Annotated in this window: 21 protein-coding genes and 1 CRISPR repeat array; of the genes, 10 read left to right on the top strand and 11 right to left on the bottom strand. The window is 36.7% G+C overall.

What is annotated here, in order from left to right; translation table 11 throughout:
• Positions 1-425 precede the first annotated feature (425 nt).
• The 3 genes from B6C84_RS10200 to B6C84_RS10210 all read left to right on the top strand — a co-directional run bounded on the left by B6C84_RS10200 (position 426) and on the right by B6C84_RS10210 (position 2,227).
• Positions 426-782 carry an ArsC family reductase gene (locus B6C84_RS10200; RefSeq protein WP_065578212.1) on the top strand — a complete coding sequence of 119 codons (357 nt, stop codon included), beginning with the start codon at positions 426-428 and terminating at the stop codon, positions 780-782.
• Between the two features lie 13 nt (positions 783-795).
• Positions 796-1,935 (top strand): succinyl-diaminopimelate desuccinylase, encoded by a 1,140-nt coding sequence (gene dapE, locus B6C84_RS10205; protein WP_086354039.1) that lies wholly within the window; start codon positions 796-798, stop codon positions 1,933-1,935.
• Between the two features lie 103 nt (positions 1,936-2,038).
• Entirely contained in the window at positions 2,039-2,227 is a 189-nt protein-coding gene (locus B6C84_RS10210) for a YpfN family protein (protein WP_065578211.1), read from the top strand.
• Positions 2,228-2,232: 5 nt separating this feature from the next.
• On the opposite strand, the gene cysZ is transcribed toward B6C84_RS10210, so the two are convergent.
• The 7 genes from cysZ to B6C84_RS10245 all read right to left on the bottom strand — a co-directional run bounded on the left by cysZ (position 2,233) and on the right by B6C84_RS10245 (position 8,997).
• Positions 2,233-3,045 carry a sulfate transporter CysZ gene (cysZ, locus tag B6C84_RS10215; protein WP_086354064.1) on the bottom strand — a complete coding sequence of 271 codons (813 nt, stop codon included), beginning with the start codon at positions 3,043-3,045 and terminating at the stop codon, positions 2,233-2,235.
• Between the two features lie 107 nt (positions 3,046-3,152).
• Entirely contained in the window at positions 3,153-5,087 is a 1,935-nt protein-coding gene (locus B6C84_RS10220; RefSeq protein WP_086354038.1) for a tRNA(Met) cytidine acetyltransferase TmcA domain-containing protein, read from the bottom strand.
• A gap of 3 nt (positions 5,088-5,090) precedes the next feature.
• On the bottom strand, positions 5,091-5,546 hold the full coding sequence (locus tag B6C84_RS10225; protein WP_034903933.1) for a DUF441 domain-containing protein: 456 nt from the start codon (positions 5,544-5,546) through the stop codon (positions 5,091-5,093).
• Positions 5,546-6,256 carry a phosphoribosylaminoimidazolesuccinocarboxamide synthase gene (gene purC / locus B6C84_RS10230; RefSeq protein WP_086354037.1) on the bottom strand — a complete coding sequence of 237 codons (711 nt, stop codon included), beginning with the start codon at positions 6,254-6,256 and terminating at the stop codon, positions 5,546-5,548. Before purC ends, B6C84_RS10225 begins: the two co-directional genes overlap by 1 nt.
• Before the next feature lie 200 nt (positions 6,257-6,456).
• Complete coding sequence (gene bamC / locus B6C84_RS10235; protein WP_065578207.1) at positions 6,457-7,227, bottom strand: outer membrane protein assembly factor BamC; 771 nt, start codon at positions 7,225-7,227, stop codon at positions 6,457-6,459.
• A 36-nt stretch (positions 7,228-7,263) separates the two neighbouring features.
• Positions 7,264-8,142 carry a 4-hydroxy-tetrahydrodipicolinate synthase gene (gene dapA / locus B6C84_RS10240; RefSeq protein ID WP_065578206.1) on the bottom strand — a complete coding sequence of 293 codons (879 nt, stop codon included), beginning with the start codon at positions 8,140-8,142 and terminating at the stop codon, positions 7,264-7,266.
• 96 nt (positions 8,143-8,238) lie between these two features.
• Entirely contained in the window at positions 8,239-8,997 is a 759-nt protein-coding gene (locus B6C84_RS10245; RefSeq protein WP_086319969.1) for a Nif3-like dinuclear metal center hexameric protein, read from the bottom strand.
• 223 nt (positions 8,998-9,220) lie between these two features.
• On the opposite strand from B6C84_RS10245, the gene fbp reads away from it, so the two are divergent.
• Positions 9,221-10,222, top strand: coding sequence for a class 1 fructose-bisphosphatase (gene fbp, locus B6C84_RS10250; protein ID WP_034903444.1), 1,002 nt, complete (start codon positions 9,221-9,223; stop codon positions 10,220-10,222).
• Between the two features lie 336 nt (positions 10,223-10,558).
• Positions 10,559-11,224: a ribonuclease T gene (rnt, locus tag B6C84_RS10255; RefSeq protein WP_208595775.1), complete on the top strand. Its 666-nt coding sequence runs from the start codon at positions 10,559-10,561 to the stop codon at positions 11,222-11,224.
• A 100-nt stretch (positions 11,225-11,324) separates the two neighbouring features.
• Here rnt and B6C84_RS10260 read toward each other — a convergent pair whose 3' ends face one another.
• Positions 11,325-11,651: a Grx4 family monothiol glutaredoxin gene (locus B6C84_RS10260; RefSeq protein WP_034903461.1), complete on the bottom strand. Its 327-nt coding sequence runs from the start codon at positions 11,649-11,651 to the stop codon at positions 11,325-11,327.
• Positions 11,652-11,962: 311 nt separating this feature from the next.
• Between B6C84_RS10260 and B6C84_RS10265 the strand changes: the two genes are divergently transcribed.
• From B6C84_RS10265 to B6C84_RS10285, 5 genes are read left to right on the top strand one after another with little or no spacing between them, the layout of a single operon-like run.
• On the top strand, positions 11,963-13,138 hold the full coding sequence (locus B6C84_RS10265; RefSeq protein ID WP_065578203.1) for a pyridoxal phosphate-dependent aminotransferase: 1,176 nt from the start codon (positions 11,963-11,965) through the stop codon (positions 13,136-13,138).
• A complete protein-coding gene (locus B6C84_RS10270) occupies positions 13,123-13,941 on the top strand; it encodes a MetQ/NlpA family ABC transporter substrate-binding protein (RefSeq protein ID WP_034904026.1) in 819 nt (272 codons plus the stop codon). Before B6C84_RS10265 ends, B6C84_RS10270 begins: the two co-directional genes overlap by 16 nt.
• 2 nt (positions 13,942-13,943) lie before the next feature.
• Positions 13,944-14,963, top strand: coding sequence for a methionine ABC transporter ATP-binding protein (locus B6C84_RS10275; protein WP_086354036.1), 1,020 nt, complete (start codon positions 13,944-13,946; stop codon positions 14,961-14,963).
• Positions 14,963-15,634, top strand: coding sequence for a methionine ABC transporter permease (locus tag B6C84_RS10280; protein WP_366939966.1), 672 nt, complete (start codon positions 14,963-14,965; stop codon positions 15,632-15,634). The genes B6C84_RS10275 and B6C84_RS10280 overlap by 1 nt, the downstream gene beginning before the upstream one ends.
• Before the next feature lie 13 nt (positions 15,635-15,647).
• The gene (locus B6C84_RS10285; RefSeq protein ID WP_086354035.1) at positions 15,648-17,006 is read left to right on the top strand and encodes an FAD-binding oxidoreductase; all 1,359 of its coding nucleotides are present in this window, start codon (positions 15,648-15,650) and stop codon (positions 17,004-17,006) included.
• Positions 17,007-17,220: 214 nt separating this feature from the next.
• Positions 17,221-17,548: direct repeats of the CRISPR family, unit length 28 nt; unit sequence TTTCTAAGCTACCTACACGGTAGTGAAC.
• Positions 17,549-18,826: 1,278 nt separating this feature from the next.
• Here the strand turns inward: B6C84_RS10285 and B6C84_RS10295 are convergent.
• The 3 genes from B6C84_RS10295 to B6C84_RS10305 form a co-directional block, all read right to left on the bottom strand.
• A complete protein-coding gene (locus B6C84_RS10295) occupies positions 18,827-19,825 on the bottom strand; it encodes a hypothetical protein (protein WP_086361346.1) in 999 nt (332 codons plus the stop codon).
• A gap of 2,038 nt (positions 19,826-21,863) precedes the next feature.
• Positions 21,864-23,270 carry a hypothetical protein gene (locus B6C84_RS10300; RefSeq protein ID WP_086356636.1) on the bottom strand — a complete coding sequence of 469 codons (1,407 nt, stop codon included), beginning with the start codon at positions 23,268-23,270 and terminating at the stop codon, positions 21,864-21,866.
• Positions 23,271-24,064: 794 nt separating this feature from the next.
• Positions 24,065-25,498, bottom strand: a complete 1,434-nt coding sequence (locus tag B6C84_RS10305) for a hypothetical protein (RefSeq protein ID WP_086353870.1) — start codon at positions 25,496-25,498, stop codon at positions 24,065-24,067.
• Positions 25,499-25,711 lie beyond the last annotated feature (213 nt).

Genomic DNA, 25,711 nt, shown 5'->3' on the forward strand with positions numbered 1-25,711 from the left:
AAAATTATGGCTGGCTGGCTGGCTGGCTGGCTGGCTGGCTGGCTGGCTGGCTGGCTGGCTGGCTGGCTGGCTGGCTGGCTGGCTGGCTGGCTGGCTGGCTGGCTGGCTGGCTGGCCTCTAAACAACTGTATTTTAACATATTTTCAATCCTTTGTAATCTATCTTTTTGTTTTATTTAAAAATAAAAAAATAATGCAAAAATTATAAAGAAGTTTCCTTAATTTGGCAAACAATGTCTAAGTACATTTTGTTAAGATATGTAAGTTGAAAATGGCAATTATCCGTCCATAAAAACCCCTTTCCTCAACTTTTCTTATTAAATAAATTTAGCTGTTTTTAAATTAACCTCTTTCCCCCCTTGTTTGCCGTCTTTTATGATTAGCTGTTATAATCAATTTTTTATATCTCTTTTTAGGTATATAGCTATGTATATTATTTATGGCATTAAAAATTGTAATACCATGAAAAAAGCGTTTACTTGGCTTGATGAGCATCAAGTTAATTATCAATTTCATAATTATAAAACTGATGGTTTATCAGCAGAATTATTAAACGATTTATTAAAATTAGTTGATTGGCAAAGTTTACTAAATACTCGAGGTACAACTTGGCGTAAATTGGATGAAGCACTACGCAATCAAATTGATAATCAAGATGCTGCAATTAAAGTTATGTTAGCCAACCCATCAATTTTAAAACGACCATTGCTTATTGATGGTAAACGAGCATTATTAGGCTTTTCTGAAGAAAGCTATTCAGAATTTGTTAAACTTCAACAATAAAATCGAGATCACCATGACTGAACCCGTTATTGCCCTAACCAAAACATTGATTGCTGAAAAATCAATAAGCCCTGATGACAAAAATTGCCAACAAATAATTATCGAACGCTTAAAACCACTAGGTTTTGTTATTGAAGAAGTCAATATCGGCAATACTAAAAACCTATGGGCCTATCATGGTGAATTAGCAGGAAAAACCCTGATGTTTGCTGGTCATACTGATGTTGTACCAGCTGGTGATGAAAGTAAATGGAACTCCCCTCCTTTTGAACCTACTATTGATAAAAATGGCATACTTTATGGTCGTGGAGCAGCAGATATGAAAAGTGGTGTAGCTGCTATGGTTTGTGCTGCTGAATCATTTGTCAAAAAATATCCTGATCATGCCGGACGAGTCGCTTTCTTAATTACTTCAGACGAAGAAGCTGATGCCAGCGATGGTACTGTTAAAGTAGTTGATTTATTGATAAAACGCCAAGAACATATTGACTATTGTATTGTCGGTGAACCATCAAGTGATAGTGTATTCGGCGATCAAATTAAAAATGGTCGACGAGGCTCTTTAACGGCAAATTTAGTCGTGCATGGTATTCAAGGCCATGTTGCTTATCCTCATCTTGCAGATAATCCAGTGCATAGATTTGCACCAGCACTAAATGAGCTAGTCGCAACAGTATGGGATAATGGTAATCAATATTTCCCTCAGACCACGATGCAAGTGGCTAACATTAATGGTGGAACGGGTGCTGAAAATGTAGTACCTGGTGAGTTATCTGTTCAATTCAACTTCCGTTATAGTAGTGAGTTGACCGATGAGATGATTAAGTCAAAAGTCGATGCTATTTTACAAAGACACAACTTAAACTATACCTTGAACTGGCGATTGTCTGGACAACCGTTTTTAACCCCCCAAGGTGAACTGACCGATGCAACAGCTAGTGCCATTAAAGCATTTACAAAGATTGATACCAAACTATCAACCAGTGGCGGTACTTCTGATGGCCGTTTTATTGCTAAATTGGGATGTCAAGTTATTGAATTTGGTGTAATCAACAAAACCATTCATAAAGTAAATGAAAATGTTAATTGCCAAGATATCATTACATTACAAGCTATTTATATCGATATTTTAGAAAAATTGTTACTTGCTTAAATATTTGCTCAGTTAATTGATATTTGCGTGTTGCGTGAATCTGAATGACAATACACGCATATCAACTAATTAGTAGTAAACCTATAATGCTAAGGAGATAGTAATGGAATGGCTTAAAGATTACTGGTGGCTAATTATTATCGTGTTGATTGGAATTTTTATTAATACCATTAAAGCACTAAATAAACTGAGCTATAAACATTATTTAGAAAAAAAGAAAGGGATAAAACCTATCCCATATAGTGATGATGATGAAGATGACGACTGGCCATCTCAACCTAAGCAAAACTAGTTTATCTATTGTCGAAAATCATTACTTTGACTAGCAAAAACAGCTTGGTGACGATAACGATCTACCCACATTGCTGTCGCGCCACAAACCGCAATTGGCATAATAATTAAATTAAATAACGGCACCATGGTAAAAAAGCTAATTAATATGCCAAATAATAAATTATCCCCTCGATGTTGTTTTAATAATTGGCGCATACGCACAAAAGATACCTTATGATTATCAAATGCATAATCAGCATATTGAATATTGATCTGCCACGCGGTAAATAAAAACCAAACTATTGGGGTAACCGATTGGCCTATGACAGGAATAAAGTAGCTAAGTAAAATGGGAATCGCCCACAATAAATAATTAGCTAACTTTTGTAATTCTCGTTTTAAAATTCGAGGCAAATCTTTGATCAAACTGATCCATGAAGTCTCTGGTGCAGGAATTCCGGTTAATTGTGCTTCAACCTGCTCAGCAAGCAAGCCATTAAAAGGAGCTGCAATAATGTTAGTGATAGTACTAAAAAAATAACAAAATAAGATTACCAAGGTCAAAATCACAATAAAACTGATAATATAACCTAACCAATGTAGCCAACTAGGCAAAAATGATAAACCCCAGTCAACCATGCCAGTAATTGAGACAAAAAACCAATAAAAAAGTGCCGACATAATAATGATATTAGCAAGTAATGGTAAGAAGACAAACCGTTTTAGGCCTGGGCTAAATGCTAATGTCCATCCTTCAAAAAAATATTCAATACCACTTTTTGGTTTTCGACTTTGGTTAGGATTTGAATATTGATGATTCGATTGTTGTTCTAACATAGGTGTTGTCACAATTTATTCCTTTTACTTTAATTTGGCGACATTTTAAACGTAGATTAAATTCGACAGCAATACACTTTACGCTTTTTAGTATTAAATTAATTGATTTACATACAGTCAGGTTGGTTATTCATAAACCATGATTTGACTTCATGTTTAATTGACTTAATTAATTGATTACGGCCAGTTAATTGATATTGTTTTATTAATTCTGACTCACTAATCTTGTGCAGCACTAATGCTTTAAGTAATGGCATTGGTGTTTTACTATGGTTAACATTTGTATTAGCCAAACGACACAATGAAGCATAACAAGCTTCAAACGGTCGATGATAATCACAAAATCCTTGTAAAACTTGATAATCATCTAAAGATAAATTTTGCTGATCATCAATTGTTAACAATTGATTAAACGGCAAATCAATAATCGACGCAAGCCAATAGGCATTACGTTGTAAACGTTGTACTAAACGTTGTGTAAGCAGATGGCCTTGCTGAGTAATTGGCTTTATTGCCATCATAGAATAACTACCTGAATTAGCTTGTTTATGGCTAGCAATATGTACCAATACAAAACCACAAGCAAGCCAAAACTGATAATTTGCTTCACTGTAAGCAAAACTAACTGAAATAAAATCATTATCATTTATCGTTGCATGTTGATAAATATGCTGAACTAAATGTCTTGCTATCTTTTGACGTCGATAAGGTTCAATAACCGCAATACGGTTAATTCTAACCGACTTAAGTTTAGCTGCCAGTTTTTCACCTGCATGAGCTACCAGTGATTGTGCAACTAAATTACCTTTAGGTCGGCGAATACCTCGCCATACATCATCAATTAACTTATTTGGCAAATTACCTTCATTAATCGTTACTGCTGCTGCAATAAGTTGTTCGTTATGGTTGACTTGCCAAGCCGATAAATTTTCTGCATCAAATAACCTTCTTAAATCAACTAATGTTGTTTGATAATGCGCCATTTTCAATAAATAAAAAATTGATTTTAGTGCGTCAATATCTTGCCTTTCAGTGATAGAATAGCTAATTGTATGTTCATCAATTTCCGATTTTATATCGCTAGTTGATACGCCATTGAGTAATAACTTATCAGTTAACCGTTCTAAATCATCGTTATCTTGCCAACGGATTGGTTTATCTAAATAAAATTTCTTAGTGAATTGTGTTTTCAATAGCTTTAATAAAAAACCTTGCCCAGTACCTTCATAACCTTCTACTGTGGTTGTCAGTAAAATTTTGCTTTGTTTAGACAATGCCAATTGCAATATTTTTTCTAGCATTGGTAATGGAATCATGGCAGCTTCATCAATAATTATCCAATCAGGAAATTGATGATCATTCATGACCGTTAATTGATCAGGTGCATAGAATGGTATATCAGCCTCAGCAAACTGGAAAAAAGTAACTAATGCATTTTTATTGGGTGCTGTTACCCAACATCTCCGATGATGAGTAAACAACCCTGCTAATGCTGATTTTCCACGGCCTCGTTTAGCTATTAATATATTTAGTGAACTATCACTTTGCAATAATTGGGTTAATACTATTTGCTGTTGAGTTACATCACTATCTTGATTATCCAAGGATTGAATAATTGGCATATCAACATGTGCAAATTCCAACAATGTTTGCTGTAAATGGCGAATAAAATTAGGTACCATAATTGGGGTGATTGATTCATTCCAACGTAAACTATCTCGATCAACCCAATTAGAATAACTCTCAGGCAGTAGTAAAATAAGGACACTATTTTTAATTAAGGTACCTGCTAACATAGCAAAAGCATCCAGATTAAAACCGTCAGTAGCATCAAAAATGGCATGCTTGAACTCTTGCCCAAGTAAAGATTTAGTTTGATTTGGATTAATATAATGGTGAATAGAGTCCGATAAATCAGACTGCATAGTGACCGTAATCCAATCACCAGAATATTGATTAATTATAGCGTTAATTTGATTAAGTAATTGGGTACGACAACCTTGTAACACCCATAATTTTCTGGTGCTATTAGGATTTAGCATTAATTAACTTTTTCCAATTAGTAGTGACAATATACCAGCTGCAATTAAAGGTCCAACTGGCACGCCTTTGAAAAAAGCAACCCCAATCAAGGTACCAATAATTAAACCATTAACAATAGTGGGATGCGCACCAATTAATGATATTCCTCGAGTACCTAACCATGACACCAAGATACCAACTAAAATCGCTAAAATCGATTGCCAAGTGGTAAATGATTTTAAAATTTCAGTGATTTTTAATGATCCATCAGCCAAAGGAACCATCATTGCTGCGGTTAAGATAACAATACCAATGGTTAAGCCATATTGATTTAAGAACGGAAAATAGGTTGCTAGTGGTGTTAATTTAAATAACAACAGTAGCAACACCGCAAAGGTCACTGTGTTATTATGCGTAACATAACACAGTGCAGCTAAACCTAATAAAAGAAAGAAAGAGATATCAAATTGGGCAAACATTAAAGTGGAATACCAATACGTTTGGCAACCTCTTCATAAGCCTCAATAACACCACCAAGGCCTTGACGGAAGCGATCTTTATCCATTTTTTTCAAGGTTTCTTTTTCCCATAGACGACAACCATCTGGCGAGAACTCATCACCTAAAGTAATTTCACCCTTAAATAAACCAAACTCTAACTTATAATCAACCAGAATTAAGCCCGCTTTATCAAATAGTTCAGTTAAAACGGTATTGATTTTAAAGCTAAGCTCCTTCATGGTAGCTAACTGTTCGTCAGTTGCCCAGCCAAAGGATTTACAGTGTGACTCATTAACCATTGGGTCATGTAGTGCATCATTTTTTAAGAAAAGTTCAAATGTTGGTGGATTAAGGATTTTGCCCTCTTCAACACCTAAACGTTTAACTAATGAACCAGCAGCACGGTTACGCACCACACATTCAACTGGTACCATATCAAGTTTTTTAACTAATACTTCATTGTCTGATAATAGGGCTTCAACTTGAGTTGGAATACCTGCTTCTCGCAACTTTGTCATAATAAAATAGTTAAATTTATTATTCACCATCCCCTTACGATCCAACTGCTCAATGCGCAGTCCATCAAAAGCCGACGTGTCATTACGAAACTCAAGTATTAATAAATCAGGATTGTCAGTGGTGTAAACAGTTTTTGCTTTACCACGATAAAGCTCAGCCAACTTCTTCATGTTTATAACCTTATATCAAATTGCCAATAAATAATTAAGGAGCTATTCGCCCCTTAATTTCAAATCAAGTATTGTTACCTTATTGTATAATCTTCCATTATAGTATCAATAAAGTTAATCAAAAGTTACTCCACTACTGGGTTAAAATAGATTTTATGCTGTTTTAACTCGTTTAAATGATAAATAATCGGATCGTTAAATTAGCGATCGTTTCTGATGCCATCACGGATCTCATCTTTAAGATCTTCTTTTAACGTTTTATTTGGATCTGATTCTTTATCATCTTTTTTGTCTTCATCTGTTTTTTCTTTAACCGGTACGGTTCGTAGCGATTCAGGAGCGACATCATCCATTATTTGATTAAATAATCCAACGACATAACGCTGAACTTCGATCGGTTGCGACATAAGATTTTCATTACCGCGTGTTAATGTATCCAACACCATGGTAATTGTTTCTGTTTCACCCAATATTTGACGTTTAAAAATATATGATGCATCAACCGGTTGTTGTTCATCACCTCGAGCAATAATAGAATTACCTGTTTTAATCGTATTATTGTCACTTGTGATAATCGAAATATTTTGTTTCGCTAATGAGTTTGGGATATTATTCCAAATACCATAACTGATTGGTGCATTGAACGTTACCGTACCATTATTATAAATCACAAAGGCATCATCAATTGTAGGAATCGGTACCGTCGGTGGACGAATATCAAGTTGTTTACCTAATGCACCTTCAATATCGTTGTTATCGACATAAAAATCACCGGCTTCTACTGGTACAGAAACACCTTCAGGAATAACTAACGCTTTTAAGGGCGGTGAGTTAAGGTAGTCATCATTACCTTCAACTTCTCGTTTATAACTTTGATCACTACTACAGCCAACAAGAAATATAGAAGCAAATGCAGATAAAATAGCTATTTTTTTAAAGGCTTTGCATTTTAATACAGTTTTATTCAACATAAATTCCTGCTTATAAATTAAGGGTTATAGTTAATTTTACAGTAAATTAGCATCTTTTAATGCTTGCTCAACTACCGGAATAGCTGCATCACTTAATGGGACTAATGGTAAACGTATAGTGCCATTTGCCATTAAACCTAATCGGGTACAAGCCCATTTTGCAGGAGTTGGATTAGGTTCAATAAATAAATTTGTATGTAACGCCATTAAAGTATCATTTAAAGCTCTAGCTTGTTGAATTTGATTATTAATTGCCAACTCATAAACCGTTGCTACTTGTTTGGCTGCCACATTAGCGGTAACAGAAATAACCCCATTACCCCCTAAAATAATGAAATCTAAGAAAGTTGCATCATCACCACTTAATAACTTAAACTCATCACCAACCAATTTACGCGTTTTGTATACACGAGAAAGATCGCCTGTTGCATCCTTTAATGCCACAATATTCTTAATTTTTGCTAATCGACCTACAGTTTCTGGCTTAATATCACTACAAGTTCGACCTGGTACATTATAAAGGATTTGCGGTAATGCGGTATTCTCTGCGATAGCTTTAAAATGTTGGTATAGGCCTTCTTGGGTTGGTTTATTGTAATAAGGTGCCACAGTTAAACAGCCTACTACACCAATATTTTCAACTTGACGAGTTAATTCGATCGCTTCTTTGGTAGCATTTGAACCAGTACCAGCAATAATATTAATGCGCCCATCAGCATAATCGATAGTCCGTTTAATAACATCAATATGTTCATGATGATTGAGTGTTGCGGATTCGCCAGTAGTTCCTACTGAAACAATAGCAGAAGTACCACTTTCAATATGATATTCGACCAATTTTTTTAAGCTTACATGGTCGACATTGCCTTTCGTATCCATTGGAGTAACAAGTGCGACCAAACTTCCTGTAAACATAAAGCGACCTCTCATATTTTTGGTTGTTAAAACAACTTAAAGATTAAAAAAACTGCGAATAAGTATGCGATATTTCTTATTTAAATTCAACATTTGTTATGCAGGATTATCAATATCAACGAAAATAATTTCTAACTCATAGTGTTCTGATAACCATTCGCCTAATTTTTTGATACCACAACGCTCAGTTGCATGATGACCAGCGGCATAAAAGTTAATACCATATTCACGAGCAATATGAATAGTACGTTCAGATACTTCACCAGTGAAAAATGCATCAACGCCTTGCTGAGCGGCTGATTCAATAAAATCTTGACCTCCACCACTACACCATGCCACTCGATTAATTACCGCTGGCGCATTATCACCACAAAATAGCACTGAAGTTTGGCCATTATGCAATTTTTGCTCGAGTTTCTGTTTGAACTCAAGCGCAGTAACTGGATTATTTAAAGTACCTTTGAATAACAGATCGGTAATATCCTCACGCTTATCAACTGCAATATCCAACATTTGCCCTAGCAATACATTATTACCTAAAACAGGATGGCCATCTAATGGCAGATGATAACTATATAAATTAATATCATGTTTGAGTAAGGTTTTCATTCGATGATATTTAATTCCGGTAATAGTTTGTGGTTCATTCTTCCAAAAATAGCCATGATGAACCAACACCGCATCAGCATTAAGTTCCACGGCTTTATCTAACAATAATTGGCAAGCAGTGACCCCTGTCACAATTTTTTTAACTTCCGATCGTCCTTGAACCTGTAATCCATTTGGTGCATAGTCATGATATCTTGTCACTTGTAATTCATTATTAATGACTCTTTGAAGTTCAAATTGATGCAAAATAACCTCACTTTTTAAATTTAATCCGCTCTATGCATGAAAAACACAGATGGAATCAAACATTTTGAATTAATTAAACTTTTTTCACGCAAAAAACTAACTAACGACAAGCTAATTATAGTCGCTTTCTCAAAATATCTCACGTATATTATCGAAAATAGATTTCGATTTAACTATTGAAATTTATATTATACAAACATTGATATAAAGGATTTATTAAACAATGAAAACCCTCGGTGAATTTATTATTGAAAAACAAGCAGAGTTCCCTCATGCTACAGGAGAATTAACCGCCCTTATTTCGGCGATTAAATTAGGTGCTAAGGTTATTAATCGAGATATAAATAAAGCAGGATTAATTGATATTTTAGGCGAAAATGGTGCAGCAAATATTCAAGGTGAAAAACAGATGAAACTGGATGTTTTTGCTAATGAAACGTTAAAAAATGCACTTGAAGCTCGAGGAGTCGTAGCAGGTATAGCATCTGAAGAAGAAGATAATTTGGTTATCTTTGGTAAAGATCGCGCAACCGAAGGAAAATATGTCGTGTTAATGGATCCACTTGATGGTTCATCAAATATTGATGTAAATGTATCGGTCGGTACAATTTTTTCAATTTATCACAGAATTACCCAAATAGGCACCCCTATTTCAGAACAAGATTTTTTGCAACCTGGTTATAAACAAGTCGCTGCTGGTTATATTATTTACGGGTCATCGACTATGTTAGTTTATACTACAGGTTGTGGTGTACATGCTTTTACTTATGACCCTTCATTGGGCGTTTTTTGCTTATCCCATGAAAATGTCCGTTTCCCAAAACAAGCTACTACCTATTCGATTAATGAAGGTTACTATTCTAAATTTCCTACCGGAGTCAAAAAATATATCAAGTATTGCCAAGAAGAGGATGATAAGACACATCGCCCTTATACTTCACGTTATATCGGTTCATTGGTGTCTGATTTTCATCGAAACCTATTAAAAGGTGGTATCTATATCTACCCTAATACAGCTCAATACCCTAAAGGTAAAATTCGCTTGTTATATGAAGCAAATCCAATGGCATTTTTAGCAGAACAAGCTGGAGGAAAAGCAACTAACGGATACCAACGAATTTTAGATATGGAACCAGAGCAATTACATCAACGTACACCATTTTTTGTAGGCATTAAATCAATGGTGGATGACGCCGATCGTTTTATGGCCGAATATAAAGATTGATACTTAGATGAATGATAAATTAATTTATCATTCATCATATTATTTAAATAACTTAGCCAACATTTTGTAATTTATTGTTATGTTTTTTTATAGGCTTAATTATCATAATTAAGTTAATCGTAATTATTATTCAATTCCTTTAGCGAGACATTTAATATTTCGATGTATAAAAAAACTTAGGTAATCTAAGCAAAATTTTCTCAAATAATATCTTAAGCTTCCTACGCTTCCATTTTTAATCAAAGCAAACTGGTTAAAAATTACGGTTAATCTAGTCGAAATAAGCAAAAACTGGCATAATAGCCGACAATTTTTGCAAAAATAAGACAATGTATTGTGCCAAACGCTAAATTATGTGAACGCTTTCGTGGTTTCTATCCTGTTGTAATTGATATTGAAACATCAGGCTTTGATCCTAATCAAAATGCAATTTTAGAAATTGCAGCTATTACATTGAAAATGGATGAAAAGGGCTTTTTAGCACCCGATGAAACACTACAATTCAATGTGAACCCATTTGAAAACGCAATTTTGGAGCCGACAGCTTTAGCATTTAATGGTATTGATCCTAATAATCCATTACGTGATGCAGTTGATGAAAAAGTTGCATTAGAAGCGATATTTAAACTCGTGAGAAATGGTATTAAGGCCAATGACTGTAGCCGCGCAGTTATTGTTGCTCATAATGCTCATTTCGACCATAGCTTTTTAATGGCAGCATCAGAACGAGCAGGCATAAAGCGTAATCCTTTCCACCCTTTTGCTACTTTTGACACTGCTTCGCTTAGTGGATTAGTGTTTGGTCAAACCGTTCTCGCTAAAGCGTGTGAAGCAGCGGAAATGCCATTCGATCATAAACAAGCTCATAGTGCCTTATACGATACCGAAAAAACAGCAATTTTATTTTGTGAAATTGTTAATCGCTTTAAACGACTTGGCGGTTGGCCATTACCGCATAACGATCAGCAAGCTAAAGCAGAAACTGAGCAGCCATTAGATTAAAAACAAAGTCAAAACTATAAATAAAAAAGAGAGTTGCGAACTCTCTTTTTTACATACACTCTTTTTTTACATCCTGCTTTTTTACAGACAAAATAAACAATTATGGTTTATGTTTTTCAGCAGTCTGTTTAATCAAGGTCTGCAATTCACCAGTCTGAAACATTTCTAACATAATGTCACAACCACCCACTAATTCACCTTCAACCCAAAGTTGCGGGAAAGTTGGCCAATTTGCATATTTTGGTAATTCAGCTCGAATATCGGGATTTTGTAAAATATCGACATAGGCAAAAGGTACGCCACATTGTGATAATACTTGAACCGCTTGTGCTGAAAATCCACAACTTGGTAATTTTGGCGACCCTTTCATATAAAGAAGAATCGGATTTTCGGCAATTTGTCGTTTAATCTTATCAAGCGTTGTCAATTCAGTTGTCATTAGGTTGATTCCTTAGTATGTCATAACAATAAGATTGTTATTTTAACGTAGAATAAGATCAAGTTATACAGGTTTATTTGTTAACTTTGATAGAAAAATATAAATTATGAGTCACCTTTTTTCATAAATTTTCTCGTTTAAAAAAGTGCTCTCCTCAAAATTTTTTGCATAACTAATATCAATTATTAACTTTGATATAAGAAAAAAATATAACTATATATAAATATATTATTTAACAGCTAAATTAAGTTTTTATATTATAATCACTTGCTTCATAATTTTAATAAACAAAAAAAACAATGCATAAATTAGCCAATCGACTCGATCACTTTTCTGATTCGGTTATCCGTCGGATGACTCGGATCGCTAATCAATATCAAGCAATCAATTTATCACAAGGGTTTCCTGATTTTGAGCCACCTAAGCCTTTAATTGATGCGTTAAAACAAGCTGCGGATGATGGCCCTCATCAATATGAAATCACATGGGGTTCAGCCGAGTTTCGCCATCTGTTAGCAAAAAAACAACAAAAATTAATGAATATTGATATCAATCCAGATGAAAATGTGTTGGTAACATGTGGTAGTACCGAAGCAATGATGTGCGCAGTGATGACAGTCTGTAATCCAAAAGATAAAGTAATTATCTTTTCGCCTTTTTATGAAAATTACGGCGCGGATGCTATTTTGTCTGATGCGACGCCAATTTATGTACCGCTAATTCCACCAACATTCGAATTTGATAAGCAACAACTACGACAAGCTTTTGAGCAAGGAGCCAAAGCGTTAATCTTATGTAACCCTAGCAATCCTTGCGGTAAGGTATTTACCAAAGCAGAACTTGACTATATTAGCCAACTAGCTATTGAGTTTGATGCTTACATTATTACCGATGAAGTTTATGAGCATATGGTTTATGCACCACATCAACATCTTTATTTAGCCAGTTTCCCTAATATGAAAGAGCGAACTATTTGCTGTAGCTCACTATCGAAAACCTATTCGATAACTGGCTGGCGACTTGGCTATATTATTGCTGATAAGAAAATTATTGATGGTTGTAAGATGATTCATGATTTTCTTACCGTTGGTGCTGCAGCACCATTACAAAAAGCTGCTTGTGCTGGATTAGCTTTAGGTGAAGATTATTACCAAAAATTAACCCAAATCTATACTGATAAACGTCGTTTATTTTTAAAGGGATTAGATGACTTAGGACTTACTTATTATGAACCTCAAGGTGCTTATTATGTATTAGTTGATATTTCAGAGATTAATCCTTTTAACACTGATTTTGAATTTTGCGAATGGCTAATTAAAGAGGTTGGTGTAGCTGCCGTGCCAGGCTCTGCTTTTTTTAAGCACCCTGAATATCGCTATATTCGCTTCCATTTTGCAAAACAAGAACCAACGCTAATTGCAGCTTTAGAAAGATTATCCAAACTCAAGGAAAAATTATCATGTTTAAAAAACTAATTGTGGCTAGTTTAGCTATTTTATCGTCCCTAATTGTCTTAACTGGTTGTGACAATGCTAAAAAAGAAAATCAAATTACCGTAGGTGTTGCCGCTGGGCCATATGGTGATATGTTTAAACAAGCTATCGCACCAGGTCTTGAAAAGAAAGGTTATCAAGTAGAAATTCGTGAATTTAGCGATTATGTTCAACCAAACTTAGCACTAGCTAATAAAGAGATCGATGTTAATTTATTTCAACATTTAACTTACCTTAATAACTTTAAACAAGCGCGCAATTTAGATATCACTGCTGTTGGCTTTGTACCAACTGCTGGCGCTGGAATTTATTCAAATAAAATTACTGATTTTTCACAGTTAAAACAAGGTGATCAAGTCACGATAGCTAACGACGTGACCAATGAAGCTCGAGCATTACGTATTTTAGAAGCTGCTGGATTAATTAAACTCGATCCAAATGTGGATAAAAATAATCTCACCCCTAACAACGTAATCGAAAATCGTTATGGTTTAAATATTGTACCTATTGAAGCACCACAAACACCACGTTCTTTAGATAGTGCTGTATTATCAGTAGTTAATGGCAATTATGCCATCGGTGCTGGATTAGATCTTTCAAAAGCACTTTATCAAGAAGTATTAGATAAAGATCTTAAAAATGTTATTGCGATTCGCAATGAATCTAAAGATAAATTAGGCAAAGACATTATCGAAGTACTTAAATCACCAGAATTTGCTCAAGTGATTAATGATAAAAATGGTATTTTCTATACCTTCCAAAAACCAGATTATCAGTTATTTTAATTATGCAAACTAACCCATTAATTCAGGTAAAAGATGTTTCGGTAAGATTCGAAGCAAACCAGCAAGTGATTGAAGCCGTAAAAAAGGTCTCATTTGATGTTAATCAAGGTGAGATCTTCGGTATTATCGGCTCGAGCGGTGCAGGTAAAAGTACATTAGTAAGAACCCTTAATCGACTTGCTGATCCCTCTTCCGGACAAATCATTATCAATGGCGTTGACATAAAAACCTTGCACGGTCGTCAACTGCAAGCATTTCGTTTTCAAGTTGGGATGATTTTTCAAAACTTTAATTTGGCGACATCGAAAACCGTCTATGAAAATATTGCTTTTGTGCTCAAAGCAGCCGGAAAAAAAGGCGATACTGTAAAAAATAGAGTCAACGAATTACTTGCTTTAGTTGGGTTAAGTGATAAGGCTAATGCCTACCCTGCCGAACTCAGTGGTGGGCAAAAGCAGCGAGTTGGCATTGCTAGAGCGCTTGCCAATGATGCAAAAATTCTATTGTGTGACGAAGCGACGAGTGCATTAGATCCAACTACCACTAGCGCAATACTTGATTTATTAAAAGAGCTTAATCAAAAATTTGCATTGACCATAGTACTAATTACTCATGAAATCGATGTGGTTAAAAAGATCTGTCATCGAGTTGCAGTAATGTCACAGGGCGAAATAGTGGAAATGAATACTACTTTTAATCTGTTTGCCCGCCCTAAACAGCCCTTCACGCAAGAATTTCTCAATATTGATGAAAACACTCATTTACCTGATATCATCAAACAAAATGCCAAAGGTAAATTAGTACGTTTGCGTTATATTAACGAAAACACTACCCAACCAATACTATATCAATCAGCAATTGAAACTAAAGTGGCATTCAATATCTTGCATGGTTTTATAGAGTATTTTGATAACCAAGCGTTAGGTAATTTGGTGATCGAAATTATTGGGGAACCTGATAATATTCAAAATCTGATAACAAAGTTAGCACAGCAAGAAGTTATTATTGAGGAAATAAATTAATGATAAAGCTCACCATTGCCGAAATGGCGCAAATGTTATGGCAAGCAGCTTACGAAACATTTATCATGGTAAGTTGGTCATTATTAGCTGGTCTAATATTCGGTACACTCATAGGTTTATTGCTGTTTTTAATGTCAAATCAATTCTTTTTCAAAAACAGAATTATCAATAGTATCGCTAATTTTATCATCAATGCCACTCGTTCAATTCCTTTTTTGATTTTAATGGTTACCGTACTACCTTTGGGAGCGTTACTCGTCGGCACGACTGTAGGCCCCAAAGCGGTAATTTTCCCTCTTTCACTTGCAGCTATCGCATTTTATGCTAGGTTAGCTGAAAATGCATTTAGTCAAATAGATAAAGGGGTGATCGAAGCAGCAGTAGCAAGTGGGGCATCGCATATCCGTATTATATTCGGTATTTTATTTCCAGAAGCGATGGCACAATTGATTCGACACGCAACGGTTACCACCATTTCGCTTATTAGTTTTAGCTCAATGGCGGGGGTTGTTGGCGGTGGTGGTATTGGTGACTTAGCCATTCGTTATGGTTATCAACGCTATGTAACCGAAATCCTCATTTTATGTATTATTATTCTTATTTTTATTGTAATGGTGATTCAATACCTTGGTGACAAGTTAGCCAACCACTTCGATAAAAGTTATAAATAGTCGGTAATTCAGCATGAACAAACTCACAGACATTATTACAGATCCTAAACGTATCATTGCAAAAAATGCTATTCCACAATCGCATTTAACTGATGGTTTAAAATTAAAATATGGCTATGCCGACATATTAGTCTACCCCAAAACTACAGCAGAAGTAGCTGGCATTGTTAAATATGCTAATAGCAACAATCTTAATATTACTACCCGTGGTGCTGGCACTAACTTAGTCGGCTCTACTATTCCTAATGGCGGTATTATTCTTGATTTATCGATGATGAATCATATTGTTGAACTAGACAAGCAAACCTTCACCGTCACTGTGCAATCGGGTATTTTACTGCAAGACCTGCAACAGTTTGTTGAACAACATGACCTTTTTTACCCGCCAGATCCGGGCGCTAAAAATGCTACCGTTGGTGGTAATATCAGTACTAATGCTGGTGGTATGCGGGCGGTAAAATATGGTGTGACTCGAGATTATGTGCAAGCAATTGAAGTTGTGATGGCTGATGGTAGTGTGTTAAATATTGGTAGTAAAAATGTTAAAGACAACACAGGACTAGCCTTAAAACATCTCTTTATTGGCAGTGAAGGTACCTTAGGTATCATTACACAATGTACTTTAAAACTGATAGCCAAACCGAAAGTATCACAAACTTTTATTGTTGGTTTTAACACTATTGAACAAGCTATTAACAGTATTACCACCGTATTACATACCCTTACACCTACTGCATTGGAGTTTGTTGAACGTAAAGTCGCACAGTGGGGTGAACAGTACTCAGGCTTTAAATTCCCACTACCAAATAGCCAAGCTTATCTAATTATTATGCTTAATGGTTCCGATCTACAAACCATTGAACAACAACGCAAACAACTGCTAGCAAATTTAGGCGGGTGTGACTATTTTGTTGCCCAAGATAGCAATCAAACCAGTCAAATCTGGACGATTCGTGGTTCGCTAGTACGTGCAGTTGAAGCAATCACCGAACAAGATCCAATCGATATAGTGGTACCAATAAATCGCATTAGCGATTTTATCAATTTCACCAAACAGCTAGAAGCACAAACTCAAATGCGCATGTTAGCCTTTGGTCATGCTGGTGATGGTAACATTCATCTATGCATTTTGCGTGATAATCGTGATGACAAACAATGGCAATCTGATCTGCAAAATGTTCACCAAGCGCTTTATCAAAAATGTCTTGAATTTGGAGGATTGCCTTCAGCAGAACATGGCATCGGAACGGCGAAAGTAAGTTATTACAATGCTGCCATTCCTGAAGCAAATCGCCAATTAATGCGTGCAATTAAACAACAGTTTGATCCTAAAAACTTACTGAATAATCAGGTCTATATGACTGCAATTTAATTGTACAACTATTAATGTTCTAATAGTTTATAGTAGATATAATGATATTAATCAGAGTTAAAACGCTTATATAAGCGTTTTAATTATTTCATAGATAAATTTGAGAACAGCGAGTTTTAAATACTAAAAATCCATTTTAATTACTAACTAAAAAGCCTACACGGTAGTGAACTTTTCTTGGTTTTCTTAGTTTTCTTCTTATCATTTCTTATCATTTCTAAGCTACCTACACGGTAGTGAACATTTATATTTAGAAACAATATTTCCATTTTTATTTCTAAGCTACCTACACGGTAGTGAACCCGCACAATTACAAGAGTGGCAAGAGGTGTATTTTCTAAGCTACCTACACGGTAGTGAACTATCATCGGAATGTTTTATAACAATATCCGCATTTCTAAGCTACCTACACGGTAGTGAACTTCGGTCATTCTACACAAGCACCTAACGGAATTTTCTAAGCTACCTACACGGTAGTGAACCACCGCTAACTAGTGAGTAGAAATGGTTTTGTTTTCTAAGCTACCTACACGGTAGTGAACTAGAATCCAATATACTATAAATGCAGTTGGCAAAAAGACAAAGTCTATTTTTACCAATAAAAACCCTTTTTTTAAGTGATTTTTTAATATATTGATTTTTAATTATTTTATTTTATGTTAAAAAAAAGGGTTAGCAATAAGTAGGAATTTAAGTTTCAAAAACCCCGTTCCTCAATTTTTTTTTGGTTGTTTGAGTTTCGGACGTTTGTTGTTTTGCGGTTGTTTCTATACGGTGAATACGTCCGAGTTAAGAGGGTTGGCGCGAACCCTCTTTACAATCTCCCGCGGCGACTACGCAAGTGGTCACGATGTGACTGCCTTCCGCCTTCGTTCGCTCTTAACGCACCGGCTGTGATTTGTTCCTGACAAAGCACCGCCTTGCCAAACATCCCTGTTTGCCATGCTAACCTCACGCAGTTGTCAGCACATTGCGAATGTCGCTAAATAAGAAGCACTAAACTAATTTATAAAAATAAACGTTTATTATCAGTAATAGCTGATGTTATAACTAGCGTTAACGATTTATTGGATGGATTTTGGCTTTAAAAACCCCGTTCCTCAAATTTTTTGGTTGTTTGAGTTTCGGACGTTTTGTTGTTTTGTGGTTGTTTCTATACGGCGATTACGTCCGAGTTAAGAGGGTTGGCGCGAACCCTCTTTACAATCTCCCGCGGCGACCACGCAAGTGGTCACGATGTGACTACCTTCCGCCTTCGTTCGCTTTTAACGCACCGGCTGTGATTTGTTCCTGACAAAGCACCGCCTTGGCAAACATCCCTGTTTGCCATGCTAACCTCACTCAGTTGTCAGCACGTTGCGAATGTCGCGCCACAAAATCGTTTTTTATCGCCCTAACGTTATTTTTCTTATCCTCAGCTTCAATACCTAAGAACTAAGAAATAATAGCTAAGGATAGACACAGACTCCGCTGCTCTTCGGGACTCCGTTGTGGTCCAGCGAAGCTCTTATTATCGCACCAGACGCCTCGTAAACCGCATTAAATATAGAATACATATAATTATACTCGCCCGTCCAATAGCCGCCGCCGGTGAGGAAGGGAGTACCAGTGTAATAGGTCACCGGCCCCCATTCCGAGAACAATCCTCCACCAATGTGACGCCGATACTCATTATCAGGTGACGAAGGCGTTGCACTTTGACACCCTCCCCGACAATTCGCATTAGTTAAATCCCTAACCTTAGGCATACGGTATCCAAAACTATTACACCAAGATTCCACACTAGAATTGGTATAAGTATCATAAACACGAGCAACAAACTACTGCTTTAACTCAAATCCATATTTGACCACCGCATTACCCCTACTATCACGACCGACTAACTCAAACACCTGCGGTAAAGATGGTCTGTCGATTCCAACTGGATTTTCTGATCGCTGTTGCGATTCTGTAGCAACAGGACCCGTTAGGGTGACTCGAACGCTGGTACTTGTTGAATCGGTCATCGTCGCCGTAATACCACCATGAGAAACCGGCGCCCAAGATAAGGCCTGACTAACACCCTTAATACTTAAATCAAAATATAAATTATTAGCACCAGTAGTCGGGAAGTTTAAACCATAAGACGACGGTGTAACTGACTGTGGTAGAAACCCACTATACGGGTACCAAATAGCATCAGAAAACCCGCTATTTATCCAAATAGTGTCTGCTTTAGGTTTTGCAAAACAAATTAATGGCGATACTTTAGGATGAATATAATAAATGGCTCTACCTGCCGTAAAACGACTTTCATTAGGCACACCATAACGTGTTTTTAATGTACCGTTAGTATTAGATAACGTTAGTTTATAAGGTGCTTGATCTCTACAATTAGTCAGCACTTCATTACGAGCAACAGCTTGACCCCATCTATCAACAATGGATAACTTTAAACTACCAGTAGCGGTGACACCATTAACTCCCTGACCATCGCCATCATCATCCCCCCAATAATTATACGGTGTGCCAATAAGTGAACTTAATGCAATAGAATCAGTATTCGTTGGTACTAACATACCAATATCCGCAGAACTCTGACCAATAGCAGGTAAAATGATAGGATTAGTTGAACTCGAATTATTGGTTGTCGGAGTAAATCTTCTACCATCAGAAAGCGATATCCCGAGTAGCGCTTCGGTATTTGTTATCCGGGTACGACCACCATCAAAGGTTAAATAAGGTGCTGAGCCATAAATAATATTGGTCGTTTTAGTGGTTAATGCATAATTAGAAAAAGAGATAGATTGTAAAATAACTACGGTTAAAACCAAAACCATCGGCCGAGATAAAAAGACTAAACCAAGAAATTTTGAAAAATTTTGCGGAAATTTCGGAAATTGCTGAAATTTTGGAAATTGCGGAAATAATAAACTGTAGTGAAATAATAAACGGCGTGAGCTTAACTTTAGAAAGGTGAAATTATAGGTTGGGCAGGTTGTGTGTTGTGTGTTGTGTGTTGAAAATTATAATCCATATCAGATATCCTTGTCAATCCAATTTTATGATTTATTTAAAATTTTAAGCCTAATGGCATAAAATTTATCCATTCGTATAAATATGCTATAAAAGTATAGTGATTGCAAAAAACCATGCAACTTTTTTTGATGGTTTAATTGTTAACTTTTGTAAAGAAGAACACTGATAACTCGAAAACAACATCGGTTATTTGCTGTTTATTAGAAATAATAGACCTTTTATACCCTCTTAAAAAATCACCATTTTTAACGTTAATAATTTGCAGATTAGGCTTTTGATTTTGACAATTTTATAGTCGTTTTTAGAAGGTATTTTGCGTTTCAAAAACCCCTCTCCTCAAAATTTTTTGGTTGTTTGAGTTTCGGACGTTTTGTTGTTTTGTGGTTGTTTCTATACGGTGATTACGTCCGAGTTAAGAGGGTTGGCGCGAACCCTCTTTACAATCTCCCGCGGCGACCACGCAAGTGGTCACGATGTGACTACCTTCCGCCTTCGTTCGGTCTTAACGCACCGGCTGTGATTTGTTCCTGACAAAACACAGCCTTGGCAAACATCCCTGTTTGCCATGCTAACCTCTCTCAGTTGTCAGCACGTTGCGAATGTCGCTAAATTAAATACACTAAACTTATTTGCCAAAATAAACTCTTATGTTTATAGCAAGCTAATTTTAGTTTTAAAACCAATTTCGAAGAAACTTGGGCGGGATTTTAGGCTTTAAAAACCCCTCTCCTCAAAATTTTTTAGTTGTTTGAGTTTCGGACGTTTTGTTGTTTTGTGGTTGTTTCTATACGGCGATTACGTCCGAGTTAAGAGGGTTGGCGCCAACCCTCTTTACAATCTCCCGCGGCGACTACGCAAGTGGTCACTGCGTGACTGCCTTCCGCCTTCGTTCGCTTTTAACGCACCGGCTGTGATTTGTTCCTGACAAAGCACCGCCTTGGCAAACATCCATGTTTGCCATGCTAACCTCACTCAGTTGTCAGCACGTTGCGAATGTCGCTAAATTAAATACACCAAACTTATTTGCCAAAATAAACTTTTATTATTGGAACTAGCTGATGTTATAACTAGCGTTAGCGATTTATTGGACGGGATTTTAGGCTTTAAAAACCCCGTTCCTCAAATTTTTTGGTTGTTTGAGTTTCGGACGTTTGCAGTTTTGCGGTTATTTTTATACGGTGATTACGTCCGAGTTAAGAGGGTTGGCGCCAACCCTCTTTACAATCTCCCGCGGCGACCACGCAAGTGGTCACTGCGTGACTGCCTTCCGCCTTCGTTCGCTCTTAACGCACCGGCTGTGATTTGTTCCTGACAAAGCACCGCCTTGGCAAACATCCCTGTTTGCCATGCTAACCTCACTCAGTTGTCAGCACATTGCGAATGTCGCTAAATTAAATACACCAAACTTATTTGCCAAAATAAACTCTTATTATTGGAAATAGCTGATGTTATAACTAACGTTAGCGATTTATTGGCGGGATTTAGGCTTTAAAAACCCCCGTTCCTCAAATTTTTTTGGTTCTTTATTTTTTGGATTGTTTGAGTTTCGGACGTTTTGTTGTTTTGTGGTTGTTTCTATATGGTGATTACGTCCGAGTTAAGAGGGTTGGCGCCAACCCTCTTTACAATCTCCCGCGGCGACTACGCAAGTGGTCACTATGTGACTGCCTTCCGCCTTCGTTCGCTCTTAACGCACCTTGCCAAACATCCCTGTTTGCCATGCTAACCTCACTCAGTTGTCAGCACATTGCGAATGTCGCACTACAAAATCGTTTTTTAACACCCTAACGTTATTTTTCTTATCCTCAGCTTCAATACCTAAGAACTAAGAAATAATAGCTAAGGATAGACACAGAGTCCGTAGCTTAAGGCGCCATGTTCACGGAAAGATATTCTACCGTCCTCCGATAAAACAACAAAATACGTTTGACCACTACTACCCCCCCTATCTTGCGTCCAATAGGTTCTTTCGAAATTGGCACCAGCGTAATTGAACATATGCCCCCATTCCGCGAAAAATCCTCCACCAATGTTACGCATTTGATAATTATACTTTGACAAATTCGTTCCCCCTAATGCATTTACTTCATTTGCATAATTTCTACAAGCCCCTAAAGTAGCCTCGTTCAGACAAGACGCATTAGTTAAATCCCTGACCTTTGGAACACGGTATCCTCCAATCTTATTACACCAAGATTCCACACTAGAATAGGTATAACCATTATCATAACGACCAACAAACCCACGATTAACAAACCACTGCTTTAATACAAATCCATATTTGACCATCGCATTACCACTGCTATCACGACCGACTAACTCAAATGTCTGCGGTAAAGATGGTCTATCGATTCTATCTGGATTTTCTGAGTACCATTGATTAGGGTCTGTAACGGCAGGACCAGTTAGGGTGACTTTAACGCTGGTACTTCTTTCATATGGATAGGTCACAGTAGCAGTAATACCACTATGAGAAACCGGCGCCCAAGATAAGGTCTGATTAATACCTCTCATCTCTAATCCAAAAAACAAATTATGAGCACCAGTAGTCGGGAAGTTTAAACCATAAGACGATGGTGTAACTGACTGTGGTAGAAAACCCTTACCATATACCCAAACGGCAGCAGGACCATTCTCCCCCCACTCTAAGGTAGGGCTTGCAAAACAGACCTCTGGCAGTGCCTTAGGATTAATATAATAAGTGACATTACCTGCACTAAAACGACTTTCATTAGGTACCCCATAACGTGTTTTTAATATACCTTCAGTACTTGATAAGGTTAATTTATATGGCGCTTTACAAATAGTCAGCACTTCATTACGGGCAACAGGATTATTGTCTTTATCAACAATGGATAAATTTAAACTACCGGTAGCGGTGACACCATTAACTCCCTGACCATCTCCATCATCATCACCCCAATAATTATAGGGTGTGCCAATAAGTGAACTTAATGCAATAGAATTAGTATCCGTTGGTACTAACATACCAATATCCGCAAAACTCTGACCAGCAATAGGTAACTCGATACGATTACGCCACGGATCATTGGTTGTGGGAGTAAATGTTCTACCATCAGAAAGGGATATCCCGAGTAGCGCTTCGGTATTTGTTACTCGGGTACGACCACCATCAAAGGTTAAATATGGGGCTGAGCCATAAATAATATTGGTCGTTTTAGTGGTTAATGCATAATTAGCAAAAGAGATAGATTGTAAAATAACTACGGTTAATACCAAAACCATCGGCCGAGATAAAAAGACTAAACCAAGAAATTTTGAAAAATTTTGCTGAAGTTGCTGAAATTGCTGAAATAATAAACTACGGTTAAATAATGAACGATATGAGCTTAACTTTAGAAAGGTGAATTTATAGGTTGGGCAGGTTGTGTGTTGTGTGTTGTGTGTTGAAAATTATAATCCATATCAGATATCCTTGTCAATCCAATTTTATGATTTATTTAAAATTTTAAGCTTAATAGCATAAAATTTATCCATTCGTATAAATATGCTATAAAAGTATAGTGATTGCAAAAAACCATGCAACTTTTTTTGATGGTTTTATTGTTAACTTTTGTAAAGGTGAATGTAATATTACGCTTTAATTACGCCCTTAAAATCAATTTCGGGGAAACTTGGGCGGGATTTTGGCTTCAAAAACCCCTCTCCTCAAAATTTTTGGTTGTTTGAGTTTCGGACGTTTTGTTGTTTGGTGGCTAGTTCTATACGGTGATTACGTCCGAGTTAAGAGGGTTGGCGCCACCCCTCTTTACCATCTCCCGCTGCGACCACGCAAGTGGTCACGATGTGACTACCTTCCGCCTTCGTTCGGTCTTAACGCTCCTTGGCAAACATCCCTGTTTGCCATGCTAACCTCGCTCAGTTGTCAGCACGTTGCCAATGTCGCGCCACAAAATCGTTTTTTATCGCCCACTTCGTCAGCGTCAACGCCATTGCCTTGGCAGGGCAATGATTATTTAATGCCCTAACGTTATTTTTCTTATGCTCAGCTTCAATACCTAAGAACTAAAAAATAATAGCTAAGGATAGACACAGAGTCCGTAGGTTTTGCCGGCGATATATGACGTGCTATACACACTACCATCATTCCCACTAATAGCAAAGAATTGATTGTTATAAATCGGATTGTTAAAAATCGACCTATCACTCGTCAAATACTCCCCGTTTGTATAGGCTAATTGTCCTACGAAGTTGGCTCCAATGTAAGAGAGCATATTCCCCCATTCCGTGAAAAATCCTGCACCTATGTAACGCACAACATTATTATAAGATGACGAAGGCGTTGCCGTTAATGCATTTAATACTGCTTTTATATTTGTATCACGATATCCACAAATAAACGAACTAGATTCCCGACAAGACGCATTAGTTAAATCCTTGACCTTTGGGAGACGATATCCTCCAATCTTATTACACCAAGATTCCGTGCTAGAATAGGTATATCGGTTCCTATCTCCACGATTAACAAACCACTGCTTTAACACAAATCCATATTTGACCACCGCATTACCCCTACTATCACGACCGACTAACTCAAATGTCTGCGGTAAAGATGGTCTGGCGATTCTACCTGGATTTTCTGATTGCCATTGATTAGGGTCTGTAACGGCAGGACCTGTTAGGGTGACTCGAACCCACCCCCAGTAGTCTGGTGAATCGGTCATAGTAGCAGTAATACCACCATGAGAAACCGGAGCCCAAGATAAGGCCTGATTAGTGCCGGCAATAAGTAAATCAAAATACAAATTATTAGCACCAGTAGTCGGGAAGTTTAAACCATAAGACGACGGCGTAAATGACTGTGGTAGAAAACCATTACCACGTACCCAAATGCCATTAAAGCCAGGTTCTATCCTGTTAGGTCTTGCAAAACAAATCACTGGCGATGCCTTAGGATTAATATAATAAGTGGCATAACCTGCCGTAAAACGACTTTCATTAGGTACACCATAACGTGTTTTTAATGTACCTCCATCATTAGATAACATTAGTTTATATGGCGCTTTACAAATATTAAGCACTTCATTACGGGCAACCCTATAACCGTCTTTATCTTCAATCAATAAATTTAAACTACCGGTAGCGGTGACACCATCAATCCCCTGACCATCACCATCATCATCCCCCCAATAATTATAAGGTGTGCCAATAAGTGAACTTAATGCAATAGAATCAGTATTCCTTGGTACTAACATACCAATATCATTAAAACTCTGACCAGCAACAGGTAAAACGATAGGATTGTAACTTGAATTATTGGTTGTGGGGGTGAATTTTCTACCATCAGAAAGCGATATCCCGAGTAGCGCTTCGGTATTTGTTACTCGGGTACGACCACCATCAAAGGTTAAATAAGGTGCTGAGCCATAAATAATATTGGTCGTTTTAGTGGTTAATGCATAATTAGAAAAAGAGATAGATTGTAAAATAACTACGGTTAAAACCAAAACCATCGGCCGAGATAAAAAGGCTAAATTAAGAAATTTTGAAAAATTTTGCTGAAATTTCGGAAATTGCTGAAATAATAAACGGCGTGAGCTTAACTTTAGAGAGGTGAAATTATAGGTTGGGCAGGTTGTGTGTTGTGTGTTGTGTGTTGAAAATTATAATCCATATCAGATATCCTTGTCAATCCAATTTTATGATTTATTTAAAATTTTAAGCCT

This window comes from Gilliamella apis (assembly GCF_002142155.1).
GTDB lineage: Bacteria > Pseudomonadota > Gammaproteobacteria > Enterobacterales > Orbaceae > Gilliamella > Gilliamella apis.